The following is a 13,511-nucleotide window of genomic DNA, read 5'->3' on the forward strand; positions in this document are numbered from 1 at the left end:
TCACCGCCCGCCCCGCGGAAAGCGAGCATCCTGGAGCGGAAATCAACTAGACCACTTTAAGCTTAAATAGCAACAAAGTTTACGATAACAGTCTAAATAAAAATATTTCCCTGTTTGATCCTATTTTACACAAAAAGCTTTTAGGTTTCCAGTTTATTTGTGGTATAATGTTTCAGTTATAGATTGTTTATAAAGCAGAAATGCTCTAGATTGTTAAATACAGGTAGGAGGAACTTGCTTGAAACTTAGAGAAGATCTACGTAATATTGCTATCATTGCTCACGTTGACCACGGGAAAACGACTATGGTTGACCAGCTTTTGAAACAAGCCGGGACATTCCGGACAAACGAGCACGTGGAAGAGCGTGCGATGGATTCAAATGATATCGAAAGAGAACGCGGTATTACTATTTTGGCAAAAAATACAGCGATCCAATATAAAGATACAAGAATTAATATTCTTGATACACCAGGTCATGCCGACTTTGGTGGAGAAGTAGAACGGATTATGAAAATGGTTGATGGGGTATTGCTTATCGTTGATGCATATGAAGGCTGTATGCCACAAACTCGTTTTGTATTGAAGAAAGCACTAGAACAGAAAATAACGCCAATCGTGGTTGTTAATAAAATTGACCGTGATTTTGCACGGCCTGAAGAAGTTGTTGACGAAGTATTGGATTTATTTATTGAGCTTGGTGCAAATGAAGAACAGCTTGAGTTCCCGGTCATTTACGCATCAGGAATTAACGGAACTGCAAGTACAGATCCTGATCCATCCAAACAGGATGACAACATGCAGTCACTATATGATGCGATTGTTGAGCATATTCCAGCTCCGATCGATAATCGTGACGAGCCGCTGCAATTTCAAGTATCATTGCTCGATTACAATGATTATGTTGGCAGAATTGGAATTGGCCGTGTTTTCCGGGGAACGATCCACGTTGGACAACAAGTGGCATTAATGAAACAGGATGGCTCTGTAAAGCAATTCCGTGTAACGAAAATTTTTGGTTTCTTTGGTCTTAAACGCCAAGAGATTCAAGAAGCACATGCAGGAGATTTAATTGCATTATCAGGCATGGAAGATATCAATGTAGGGGAAACCGTTTGTCCAGTTGAACATCAGGAGGCACTCCCGGTCCTTCATATCGATGAACCTACTTTACAGATGACATTCCTTGTCAATAACAGTCCTTTTGCTGGTAGAGAAGGAAAATATCTTACTTCAAGAAAAATCGAAGAGCGTTTACGTGCGCAACTGCAAACAGACGTCAGCCTTCGTGTTGATAACACGGATTCTCCTGATGCGTGGATTGTATCTGGACGCGGTGAACTTCACTTATCGATCTTAATTGAAAATATGCGCCGGGAAGGCTATGAGTTGCAAGTATCAAAGCCGGAAGTTATCGTAAGAGAAATTGATGGGGTTCGTTGTGAACCAATCGAACGTGTGCAAATTGATGTACCTGAAGAACATACTGGAGCTATTATGGAATCAATCGGTGCCCGTAAAGGTGAAATGCTCGATATGATTAATAATGGTAGCGGCCAAGTTCGTTTGATTTTTAATGTACCTGCTCGTGGATTAATTGGGTATTCTACGGAATTCTTAACATTGACACGTGGATACGGTATTATCAATCACACGTTTGACAGCTATCAGCCGATGGCTCAAGGTCAGGTTGGCGGAAGACGTCAAGGCGTGTTAGTATCAATGGAGAGTGGAAAATCGTCCACATATGGTATTATGCAGGTAGAAGATAGAGGAATCATCTTTGTTGAAGCAGGGACTGAAATTTACGAAGGTATGATTGTTGGTGAGCATACACGTGAAAATGACATCACAGTCAATATCACAAAAGTAAAACATGCGACAAATATCCGTTCAGCAAATAAAGATCAAACAGCAACAATGAAAAAACCTCGTATAATGACGCTAGAAGAGGCTTTAGAATACTTGAATGAAGATGAGTATTGCGAAATTACGCCTGAGACAATTCGTCTCCGCAAAAAAATTCTTGATAAAAGTGAACGTGAAAGAGTAGCTAAAAAGAAAAAGCTTGCAGAAATAAGCTAACGGCAGAAGGGAGAAGAGAAGGAGAAGAATGGATATAACAGAGCGTTTGTCTTTTTTCGCCGCTTTATTCAGAGTTGAACAAAATTCAACATTGGGGATGTGGCTCCTTTATTTAACAATCGTCGGTTTATCGATCCTTGTTTTTAAATTAGGATTTGCTAAAAAGCTGCCATTTGCGAAGTCAGTGGTTATTTATCTTTTTCTAATTCTTGGATGTACAGTCTTAACCTTTTTCGCCGTATTTCTCCCAATTGCGGAAGGTTTAGTTGTCGCAGCGTTAATTTTAATCACCTACAAAATCCGCCTTCATCAGCATAAAAAGAACGGATAAATACGGATAGTTTGGAGAGACCGTTATGAGATCATTGCAGGATGCCTTATATAATTGGTTAACGATTAAAATTGTCAGTGATGAACGACTGGAGGACCTTGCTGCAGCAGAAACGGAAAAAACGTTTTTGGAAATGCTGACCGAAGATCATGGTCTTTCAAATATTGAAATTGAGAAAGACGAAATTATGTATTATGTACACTATGATCAAGATGGGGAAAGAAAAAAGTCCCGCTTTCCACGGGAACTTATCGAAGTCATGCTGGATCAGATGAATGCAGAGCCGGAAAAGTTTGTGAATTATCCCCAAGAATAAAGACACAAACACGTGCCATTTGTTTTGTGTTCCGCATAATAAAAGAAAAGTCGCTCGTACTAAACGTACGAACGACTTTTTTTATATAACTTTTTTCAAGTTAGAGAACTGTCTAGCTCCAGGTGCCATCGGCTCGAGGTCATAATCCAATCCGTCAAGAAGGTTAAAGAACAACCTTCCTGCCGGCTCGTCTTATGCTTGTCGCCGATAAGCGGGCACCTTGCGCTTTTCTTTTTACCAGTCTTCTTCCTGTTTTTTACTCTGGTACAGTTTAAAGTGGCCTGTTTCCATTCTTTTTTGTGTTTTGTCGGTAATTCTTGCTTCACATTCCTTGCACATGTATGTGTGAATAGGACGGTTCCGAAGCTTCTTTGCTTGAAGAGATTCATTTTCAATGGATTCAATTTTATCACATAATACACATTTTACTCTAATTTCGGACACCTCAATTCTAGAAAATAACAGTTCTCGCTGCTTTAATAAATATTACTATCGCATCTAATAACAATAGCTGATAATTGAGCATATTTTTACGTCATTGCTTTATTATATACGATGTTCTGCATCTAATCGAATTTCTTTTTAACTTTCGATAAAGTATATTGGTTGAAAGTTCATGTCGGGCATACTATGATGAAACTATAAAGGAGTGAATAATATGGCAAATCAGGTAGAACCAAAATTGATTAAAGCGTTATATGATGAACTGCAGCATGAACGATTTGTTACATTGGCAACAATTGACCATGAATCAGGTGGTCCGAATGTAAGTGCAATATCATGGGTACTTGCAAAAAATGAGGAAACGATCTATTTCGCTGTTGATAATCGATCCCGAATTGTTCAAAACATAAATCAAAATAATAAAGTTGTTATTAATGTGATTGCAAACGAATCTACATACTCAATTGGCGGGGAAGCTACAGTAAAAGTAGAGAAAATGGATGGTGTTCCATTAAAGCTTGCCCTTATAGAAATTAGCATTAAAGAAGTAAGGGACGTTATGTTCTATGGTTCGAAAATAACTACTGAACCACAATACGACAAAACATACGATAAAGAAGCAGCTGCACGTTTAGATAAACAAGTTATGGATGCAATGAAAAAAGCTTAGTCTCCGGACTAAGCTTTTTATTGGCTAGTAGGAAAGTATAACTTTTATTGCGGGTAAAAGTAATTACTTCATGAAAGAAGCATTCTTTGTTATTGACCCCTATCCTTTTGAAAGTTTGACTGTTTATCTTGCTGGTTTTCTAATTCCCGATCCTCTTTGCTATTCAATTGCTTTTTAGGTTCTTGTGGAGCATTGTTATGTTTTGGTTCAATGATGTCTGCGGGAACTTCAGGCATAAGCCGGCCAGCGATATCAGCAAGCTCATTCATTATCCCTTGGATTGGTTTTCCGTTTCGGATATCATCTGAAATTTCTCTTAAACGTGCATTCATATCAGGATCTGCTATCACAATTGCCCTTGCCCCATATGGATCTTTTCTTAAGCTTTCGGCAACAGAATATTTAAGGGATCCTACTTCTGATCTATCCAGGTTTTTATTTACATCAATTCCGACAATCGCATATCTCCCTAAAACGACTGCGGTTGCATCATTGATACCAGGAATACTCGATGCTAAGCTTACGAGGTGTCTCGAGACTTCTTGTCCGGTTATCCTGTCAGTCTGCTGGATCGCACTATTTTTGACATGGACTAAATTTCGATTTTGACTTTCTTGCACTTGCTTGTTATTTACTCCGCAACCAGTTAATACAACTGCTCCAATAAGCATAAAAAGCCACTTTTTCACGTTATGAGCCGCCCCCTTAGGATTCTTTATCGTTATTGTGTAAAATTTCTTCTATCTTTATTCGGAAAAACATATATTTAAGCAAAAGTGCTATTCGTTCCACTGTTGGCAAAAGGCATTTATTATGACCCAAGAGGAGCAGGAGGCATCGGATTGAGTAGAATATATGTGTTAGATACCAACGTCTTGTTACAAGACCCAAATTCGATTTTCTCATTTGAAGAAAATGAAGTGGTTATTCCAGCCGTCGTATTAGAAGAGGTTGATTCAAAGAAAAGGTATATGGACGAGATAGGCAGGAATGCAAGACAAGTATCGAGACTGATCGACAGCCTAAGGGAGACAGGCAAACTGCATGAAAAAATCCCGCTGGAAAATGGCGGAAGTTTGCGAATCGAATTAAATCATCGATCCTTCCAACAATTACAGGATATATTTGTAGAAAAAACAAATGACAACCGAATTCTTGCCGTAGCCAAAAACCTTTCGCTGGAAGAAGATACGAAAGAAAATGGACGAACCGTCATCTTAGTAAGCAAAGATGCGCTTGTTAGGGTAAAAGCTGATGCAATCGGTTTGCTTAGTGAAGATTTCCTAAGTGATCGTGTCATTGAAAACGATCACTTATATACAGGGTTTTTGGAAGTTTTTATTGGGTTAGATTTATTAAATCGTTTTTATGAAAAGGGGGAACTGCCCCTTAAAGATGTCGCAAATCACCACTTCTATCCAAATCAATTCCTTGTGATGAAAGATGCTTTAGGATCTTCTTCTTCCGCAATTGGAGTTGTTGAAAAAACGGGGAAAAAGGTAAAGAAACTCACTTTTGCTTACGAACATATTTGGGGAATCAAGCCTCGTAATGTTCAACAAACAATTGCATTGGAGCTTTTATTGAGAAAGGATTTGCCTTTAGTAACATTAACAGGAAAAGCAGGTACGGGAAAAACCCTTATTGCGTTGGCATCTGGTTTAATGCAAACAGAGGATTTTGGATATTATAAAAAACTGCTTGTTGCTCGCCCGATCGTTCCTGTTGGAAAGGATCTCGGCTTTCTTCCAGGTGAAAAGGAAGAAAAGTTAAGGCCATGGATGCAGCCTATTTTTGATAACTTAGAGTATTTATTTAATGCGAAAAAGCCAGGGGAATTGGATGCGATATTAGCAGGGATGGGCTCAATTGAGGTCGAAGCCTTAACCTATATTCGGGGCAGGAGCATACCGGATCAATTTATTATCATTGATGAAGCCCAGAATTTGACGAAGCATGAAGTGAAAACAATCCTTACCCGAGTAGGAGAGGGGAGTAAAATTGTCTTAATGGGAGATCCGGATCAAATTGACCATCCATATTTGGATGCCTATAATAATGGGCTGACATATGTGGTAGAGCGTTTTAAGGATCAAACAATTTCCGGCCATGTAAAGCTTGTAAAAGGAGAAAGATCAGGGCTTGCCCAATTGGCAGCTGACCTTTTATAGCAGACATGAAAATGCACTCCATCCAAATTACCCATTTTTTTGCGGCAAAAGGGCGATAAAAACATCGCCCTTATTCGGTTTAATCCACTTTAAAAGCCTTCACTTTTTTGATCGGGGTTTCTTTATTCCGTCCATCACCAAAATAAACATAAACCGGGCCATCCTCAATTAATGGTTTCCCGTTTTTTGAGAATCCTAAAATTAATTCTTCAGCTTCTTTGAGGGGCACACGCATCTCGCCTTCTTCGCAGACAATTATAAGTGTGCTCGCATTTTTTTCTGGTTCTGCATTTTGAAGAAAAGGTTTAAAAGGAATTCCAAAAGTTCCTGTCAGCACTTTTTCCTTTTCGTATTTTTTTTCTGTTTTCAGTGTTGGAGGATATATAGCTCCCTCCATAATTTCCCGATCCCAGTGTTTTGATATGGTTTTTGTGTATTCTTCCAGTTCATCTTTTTTTTGTTGTGCTGAATCGAAATACGAATTTAAATCAATGCGCCGGTCATCGAAAATCCAAACTCCAGGATCAAGCGTAATCGAATATTTAACTTTGCCGCTAAACGAAATAATATTATCCATTATAATCCTCCTTATAAGGCCCGAAAAATGTTTTATCGCAGATTAACGGGAGTAAGTCCCCACTTTGAGACTTAGAAGAAACGAATAAGGAAAGGTGGGGAACAAACTGCCCGAAAAGGCCCGTCGACGGACAGGATGTCCTAGTCAGGCGAAAGCCACAGGACGTGGCATTCTGAGCGTGATTGGTGAATCTTCTATCAGTGGGGAATGAGAACCCCCGACTGATAGAAGATTCACCTTATTTACATTGGTAAGTATACAGATTAATATTAGAATTGTCATATTTTTTCCGAAATGCTAAAGTGGAAATTCAGTACATACAGATTATTCCTGCGATGTATGCAATTGCTAACATTCGTGCTTATTGAAAAAGGAGGAGAAGTTTTTGAAATGCAACTCAAATGAAGATTTACAGCAAATTGTAAATGAGGTCCGTTTCCTTGCAAAGGAAGGTAATGTTGCGGATTATATTCCGGCATTAGCAAAGAAAAATAAGAGTGACCTTGCAGTCGCTATTTTTGATATAAATCAAACCTGTTTATATGCAGGGGATTACACAAAGAAATTTACGCTGCAAAGTATCTCAAAGGTATTGATCCTGGCCTTGGCACTTCAGGATAGAGGGGTTGACTATGTTTTCGGAAAAGTGGGTATGGAGCCGACAGGGGATCCTTTTAACTCGATCTCAAAGCTCGAAACTTCCATTCCTTCTAAGCCGCTAAACCCAATGATTAATGCAGGTGCACTTGCTGTAACGAATATGATTCAAGGGGAAAACCTTGCTGAAAAGTGGGAGCGCATCATGAGCTTTGTTCAAATGCTTGCCAATGACAAGGAAATAAACTTTGACGAGGAAGTCGCACAATCGGAACTAGAAACAGCGATGCTTAATAGGGCGCTTTGTTATTTTATGAAACAGCATAATGTGATCGAAGGAGATATTGAGGAATTAATGCAGCTATATACCCGGCAATGTGCAATCGAAATGAATTGCTTTGATTTAGCTAGGATAGGAGCTGTATTCGCATTAAACGGATTAGACCCTAAAACAGGAGAAAGGCTCATTCCTTCTCATATCGCCCGGATTTGTAAAACCTTTATGGTCACTTGTGGAATGTATAATGCATCCGGAGAATTTGCCATTAAAGTTGGGATTCCAGCGAAAAGCGGTGTTTCAGGAGGAATTCTTGGCGTCGTACCTGAAAAATATGGTATTGGCATATTTGGTCCGTCACTAGACAGCAAGGGGAACAGTATTGCTGGTCAAAAGTTGCTTGAGATAATAGCTGCCAAATATGATTTTAGTATTTTTTAAGGCTGTTTTCTAAATGATTGTTGTTTTTAAATAGGTTTTGTATGAAGTTGATTGGAGCGGAAATCAACTAAACCTCTTTTTGGATAAGCAGCAACAAAGTTTACGAAAACAGCCTTTATTAATGTTTCTTATTCCCTCATAAAACTTGCTTTTTTCTTTACTTAAGTATAAAATTTATAGATAGATAATCGCTCGGAAACGGGGGGATTGAAAATTGGCTTCTGAAACGATCTTAGATCACATGGAAAAAGCAAATGCTTTATTAAAGGCTGATGCTGCTAAAATACTGAAATTAATTAAAGTGCAGATGGACAATCTTACCATGCCTCAATGTCCTCTTTATGAAGAGGTGCTTGATACGCAAATGTTCGGATTGTCTCGTGAAATAGATTTTGCAGTCCGCCTCGGTTTAATCGAAGGAACGGAAGGGAAGGCTATTTTAGCTGAATTAGAAAGAGAGCTTTCCATTTTGCACGAAGCGTCGGTAAGAAAATAAAGAAATGAAAACTCAAACATTCTAAATTAGATTGTTTGAGTTTTTTTTTAAAAGAGTAGTGAACTTCTTTTGCTGAGGAGAAGACAACTTAATTGTGTGTCATAATTAAGTTGTTTAGTGTAACATAATTCTGGATTACATCTAAATAGTATGTTACATTTATAAAAATCTTTCTTTTCTTCCGTGCAGGATATTTTAGCGCTTTAGTCGAATAAATAAAAACGTAGAAGATAAGGGAAGATTCTAATGTTAAAAAAAATACTAAAATCATATGATTATTCTTTAATTATTGCTGTTGTCCTTTTAGCTGTTTTTGGCTTGGTTATGATTTACAGTGCAAGTATGGTAACCGCTGTACAATGGTATAAGGTTGAAAGTGACCATTTTTACATTAAACAAAAAACTCATCTAGTAAAGTCTGCTATCGCTTTTTTCTTCATGGCATTTTTTCCCTATAAGGCTATGAAGAGTAATAAAGTTCTTGTTCCGATGGTGTGCCTGTCACTATTGGGATTATTTGCCCTTTTTATTTTTGGCCATGTGGCAGGGAATGCACAAAGCTGGATAAAAGTGGGTGGGGGGAGTGTGCAGCCTTCCGAATTCGTTAAACTTAGTGTGATTATTTATTTATCTGCGGTCTATGCGAAGAAACAGCCATACATTAACGAATTTAATAAAGGGGTTATGCCTCCGCTTGTTTACTTGTTCCTTGCATGCTTTCTTATTTTTATTGAGCCGGACTTTGGAACAGCAGCGATTATTTTTTTGATTGCCGCAACAATCGTTGTTTGTTCGGGAATGAACTTGAAAAATATTTTTAGGCTTGGGATGATTGGTCTTCTTGTTGCGATTCCATTTACTCTTTTGATGTGGAATAAATTATTCTCCCCGGTTCGACTAGCGAGGGTAGAAGCATTTATAAACCCTTTTTCTTCAGAGTTGGATATTGGCTACCAGCTTGTTAATTCCTATCTCGCGATTGGTTCGGGAGGAATAAAAGGGTTAGGGATCGGTCAAAGTGTTCAGAAACTGGGATACTTACCTGAAGCACATACAGATTTTATTATGGCTGTTATTGCGGAGGAACTGGGGACATTTGGTGTTTGCTTCGTACTATTTACACTTGCATATATCGTGCTAAGAGGGTATTATATCGCATTAAGATGCAAAGATCCGTTTGGAAGCCTGTTAGCGATCGGAGTATCCAGCATGATTGGAATCCAGTCCTTTATTAATCTAGCAGGAATATCAGGAGTGATCCCATTGACTGGCGTACCACTTCCTTTCGTAAGCTACGGCGGATCATCGCTTTTGCAATTATCACTAGCGATGGGGATTTTAGTAAATGTGTCTATGTTCGTTAATTACGAACAAAAATATAAACATAAAGAAGGAAAAAAACAGCCTGATCCCGTGCAAGAACCTTCAGGAAATGTATACTACTATCGTAAATAAACGCAGAGTATCACTCTGTGTTTGTTATAAAAATTAGGGGAGTTCTCTCCCCGTTAATTCATCATCCAGAAATGCGGAAATTGGACTTATAGAACCATTCCATCATTGTCTGGCTAATCGGGTTATCCGAGAATAAAAAAATAAAAAAGACGGGGTGTTATTCTTGAGTCGACGCATTAACAAAGTGTTAGTAGCAAACAGAGGCGAGATTGCCATCAGAGTATTTCGCGCTTGTACGGAACTGAATATTCGAACAGTTGCTATTTACTCGAAAGAAGATTCTGGTTCTTTTCACAGGTATAAAGCGGATGAAGCCTATTTAACGGGCGAAGGAAAAAAACCGATCGATGCCTATTTAGATATCGAGGGTATTATAGAAATTGCCAAAAGCAGTGATGTCGATGCCATCCATCCGGGCTATGGATTTTTAGCAGAAAATATTCATTTTGCGAGACGCTGTGAAGAAGAAGGGATCATATTTATTGGACCTGAATCCCGGCATTTAGATATGTTTGGTGATAAAGTTAAAGCAAGAACTCAGGCGCAACTGGCTAATATTCCTGTTATTCCAGGAAGCGACGGTCCAATTACAGGCTTGGAAGATGTAATAGCCTTTGGAAAAAGTCATGGCTTCCCAATCATTATTAAAGCTTCACTTGGCGGCGGCGGCAGAGGAATGAGAATCGTCAATAATCTTGATGAAGTAAAGGAATCATATGATAGAGCAAGATCAGAAGCGAAAGCAGCTTTTGGAAGTGATGAAGTATATGTAGAGAAGTTTATCCAGAAACCTAAGCATATAGAGGTTCAAATTATCGGTGATAAACATGGAAATATCATTCATCTCTTTGACCGGGACTGTTCAGTTCAGCGCCGTCATCAAAAAGTAGTCGAAGTGGCACCAAGCGTCTCGTTAACAGAAAGACAGAGACAGGAAATTTGTGAGGCTGCTGTAAGACTGATGAAAAATGTAGACTACTTAAATGCGGGGACTGTTGAATTTTTAGTTTCAGGTGAAGAGTTTTATTTCATTGAAGTAAATCCGCGCATTCAAGTTGAACATACAATAACCGAGATGATTACGGGTATTGATATTGTTCAAACGCAAATTCAAGTTGCAGAAGGACATCCTTTGCACGGTGATAAAGTTGGGATTCCATCTCAGGAAAATATCCATATTAACGGGTATGCGATTCAATCCCGTGTCACGACTGAAGATCCTTTGAATAACTTCATGCCAGATACAGGGAAAATTATGGCTTATCGTTCAGGCGGCGGTTTTGGTGTTCGTCTTGACGCCGGAAATGGCTTCCAAGGAGCTGTGATTACGCCATATTATGATTCACTACTTGTAAAATTATCGACACAGGCGATGACATTTGAACAAGCGGCTGCAAAAATGGTTCGGAATCTTCAAGAGTTTCGAATTAGAGGAATAAAAACGAATATTCCTTTTCTAGAAAATGTCGTGAAACATGAAAAGTTCATTAGCGGTGAATACGATACATCATTCATAGATCAAACACCTGAACTCTTCTTATTTTCAAAACGGAAAGACCGTGGAACCAAAATGCTCACCTATATCGCCAATGTTACAGTAAACGGATTTCCTGGAGTTGAGAAGAAAAAAAGACCTGTTTTTGATGAGCCAAGGGCCCCGAAATTGAAATATAATCAGGAATATCAGAGTGGAACAAAGCAAATTCTTGATCAATATGGAGCTGATGGTCTTGTAAAATGGGTGAAAGACCAGAAAGAAGTATTGCTCACAGATACGACATTCCGTGATGCTCATCAATCGCTGCTGGCAACCCGCGTAAGAACAAATGACATTAAGCATATTGCTGAGCCAACTGCAAAACTGCTTCCTGAGATGTTCTCATTTGAAATGTGGGGTGGAGCAACATTTGATGTAGCCTACCGCTTTTTGAAAGAGGATCCATGGGAAAGATTACTTACCTTAAGAGAAAAAATGCCAAACGTGCTTTTCCAAATGCTTTTAAGGGCATCAAATGCAGTTGGTTATAAAAACTATCCTGATAATGTGATTCGAGAATTTGTTGAAAAGTCTGCCCAAGCGGGAATTGATGTTTTCCGAATCTTCGATAGTTTAAACTGGGTTAAAGGGATGGAAGTTGCCATTGATGCTGTCCGTCAAACGGGTAAAATCGCTGAAGCAGCCATTTGCTATACAGGTGACATTTCCGATCCTGCCAAAACAAAGTATGATCTAAATTATTATAAAAATTTAGCAAAAGAACTTGAAAACCAAGGAGCTCATATTTTAGGGATTAAAGACATGGCTGGACTCCTTAAGCCACAAGCAGCGTATCGATTAATTTCAGAGCTTAAAGAAACGATTGATATTCCGATCCACCTTCATACACATGATACGAGCGGAAATGGTATTTACACTTATGCAAAAGCGATTGAGGCAGGAGTGGATATCGTTGATGTAGCGTTAAGTTCAATGGCTGGTTTAACATCACAGCCAAGTGCCAATTCCCTTTACTATGCATTAGAGGGAACTGACCGGAAACCGAATGTCAATATCCATGCACTAGAACAGTTATCTTATTATTGGGAAGATGTCCGAAAATACTACCAAGATTTCGAGAGCGGCATGATGTCCCCGCATTCAGAAGTTTATCAGCACGAAATGCCTGGCGGACAATATAGCAATCTTCAACAACAAGCAAAGGGAGTCGGACTCGGGGAAAAGTGGGATGATGTAAAAGAGATGTATTCCCGGGTGAATCAAATGTTTGGGGATATCGTCAAGGTAACGCCGTCTTCAAAAGTCGTAGGTGACATGGCTCTATATATGGTGCAAAACCAATTAACCGAAGAAGATGTAATAAGCAAGGGGAACTCTCTTGATTTTCCGGATTCCGTAGTTGAACTTTTTGAAGGCTATCTCGGACAGCCATATGGCGGATTTCCGAAAGAACTCCAAAAAGTCATTCTCAAAAATAAAGAACCAATCACTGTTCGTCCAGGTGAATTATTAGAAGATGTTGATTTTGAAGGGTTGAGTGAAAAGCTATTCAACGAACTTGGAAGACAAGTGACAAGCTTTGATAAACTTGCTTATGCCCTATACCCTAAAGTGTTTATGGATTATATAAAAACGTTTGAGCAATTCGGTGATATTTCTGTCTTAGATACGCCTACATTCCTTTTTGGAATGAGACTTGGTGAGGAAATAGAAGTAGAAATTGAAACTGGAAAAACTTTGATTGTCAAGCTAGTCTCAATTGGCCAGCCGCAAGCTGACGGAAATAGGGTTGTTTATTTTGAATTAAATGGACAGCCAAGGGAAGTAGTTATAAAAGATGAAAGCATTAAAGCGACGGTAGCCTCAAAAGTAAAGGCTGACCCTCATAGTGAAAGCCATATTGGGGCAACAATGCCTGGAACAGTTGTTAAGCTTCTAGTGGAAAAAGGGGAAAAGGTCGAAAAAGGTGATCATTTAATGATTACTGAAGCCATGAAAATGGAAACAACTGTACAAGCTCCATTTTCCGGAATTGTTAAAGATTTATATGTGAAAAATGGTGAAGCGATACAAACTGGTGATCTTTTAGTAGAACTAACAAAATAGGCTGAATGAACCAAAAAGAGCTACAGCCTTTGCTGTAGCTCTTTTTTTC

The 13,511-nt window shown here is 38.9% G+C and carries 12 protein-coding genes; 9 read left to right on the top strand and 3 right to left on the bottom strand.

The features are described from left to right. Positions 1–238 precede the first annotated feature (238 nt). From typA to BGM26_RS01535, 3 genes are read left to right on the top strand one after another with little or no spacing between them, the layout of a single operon-like run. Positions 239–2,083: a translational GTPase TypA gene (gene typA, locus BGM26_RS01525; RefSeq protein WP_217037961.1), complete on the top strand. Its 1,845-nt coding sequence runs from the start codon at positions 239–241 to the stop codon at positions 2,081–2,083. 28 nt (positions 2,084–2,111) lie between these two features. Continuing rightward, the gene (locus BGM26_RS01530) at positions 2,112–2,414 is read left to right on the top strand and encodes a YlaH-like family protein (protein ID WP_217037962.1); all 303 of its coding nucleotides are present in this window, start codon (positions 2,112–2,114) and stop codon (positions 2,412–2,414) included. A 25-nt stretch (positions 2,415–2,439) separates the two neighbouring features. After that, positions 2,440–2,730, top strand: a complete 291-nt coding sequence (locus BGM26_RS01535) for a hypothetical protein (RefSeq protein ID WP_217037963.1) — start codon at positions 2,440–2,442, stop codon at positions 2,728–2,730. A 234-nt stretch (positions 2,731–2,964) separates the two neighbouring features. On the opposite strand, the gene BGM26_RS01540 is transcribed toward BGM26_RS01535, so the two are convergent. Continuing rightward, positions 2,965–3,165 (bottom strand): YlaI family protein, encoded by a 201-nt coding sequence (locus BGM26_RS01540; protein WP_217040593.1) that lies wholly within the window; start codon positions 3,163–3,165, stop codon positions 2,965–2,967. A 223-nt stretch (positions 3,166–3,388) separates the two neighbouring features. On the opposite strand from BGM26_RS01540, the gene BGM26_RS01545 reads away from it, so the two are divergent. Then, a complete protein-coding gene (locus BGM26_RS01545) occupies positions 3,389–3,844 on the top strand; it encodes a pyridoxamine 5'-phosphate oxidase family protein (RefSeq protein ID WP_217037964.1) in 456 nt (151 codons plus the stop codon). Positions 3,845–3,933: 89 nt separating this feature from the next. Here BGM26_RS01545 and BGM26_RS01550 read toward each other — a convergent pair whose 3' ends face one another. Beyond that, positions 3,934–4,533 carry a YhcN/YlaJ family sporulation lipoprotein gene (locus BGM26_RS01550; protein ID WP_367949257.1) on the bottom strand — a complete coding sequence of 200 codons (600 nt, stop codon included), beginning with the start codon at positions 4,531–4,533 and terminating at the stop codon, positions 3,934–3,936. 153 nt (positions 4,534–4,686) lie between these two features. Here BGM26_RS01550 and BGM26_RS01555 point away from each other — a divergent pair, with 153 nt between their 5' ends. Continuing rightward, positions 4,687–6,015, top strand: coding sequence for a PhoH family protein (locus BGM26_RS01555; RefSeq protein WP_217037965.1), 1,329 nt, complete (start codon positions 4,687–4,689; stop codon positions 6,013–6,015). A gap of 79 nt (positions 6,016–6,094) precedes the next feature. Here BGM26_RS01555 and BGM26_RS01560 read toward each other — a convergent pair whose 3' ends face one another. Beyond that, the gene (locus tag BGM26_RS01560) at positions 6,095–6,592 is read right to left on the bottom strand and encodes a molybdopterin-binding protein (RefSeq protein ID WP_217037966.1); all 498 of its coding nucleotides are present in this window, start codon (positions 6,590–6,592) and stop codon (positions 6,095–6,097) included. Between the two features lie 385 nt (positions 6,593–6,977). On the opposite strand from BGM26_RS01560, the gene glsA reads away from it, so the two are divergent. From glsA to pyc, 4 genes are all read left to right on the top strand, one after another. Continuing rightward, entirely contained in the window at positions 6,978–7,907 is a 930-nt protein-coding gene (gene glsA / locus BGM26_RS01565) for a glutaminase A (protein WP_217037967.1), read from the top strand. 214 nt (positions 7,908–8,121) lie between these two features. Next, positions 8,122–8,403, top strand: coding sequence for an Fpa/YlaN family protein (locus BGM26_RS01570; RefSeq protein ID WP_217037968.1), 282 nt, complete (start codon positions 8,122–8,124; stop codon positions 8,401–8,403). Positions 8,404–8,649: 246 nt separating this feature from the next. Continuing rightward, on the top strand, positions 8,650–9,858 hold the full coding sequence (locus BGM26_RS01575; protein ID WP_217037969.1) for an FtsW/RodA/SpoVE family cell cycle protein: 1,209 nt from the start codon (positions 8,650–8,652) through the stop codon (positions 9,856–9,858). A gap of 163 nt (positions 9,859–10,021) precedes the next feature. Then, positions 10,022–13,462 (top strand): pyruvate carboxylase, encoded by a 3,441-nt coding sequence (gene pyc / locus BGM26_RS01580; RefSeq protein WP_217037970.1) that lies wholly within the window; start codon positions 10,022–10,024, stop codon positions 13,460–13,462. Positions 13,463–13,511: the final 49 nt, after the last annotated feature.

This window comes from Bacillus sp. FJAT-29790 (assembly GCF_019039215.1).
Taxonomy (GTDB): domain Bacteria; phylum Bacillota; class Bacilli; order Bacillales; family Cytobacillaceae; genus Cytobacillus.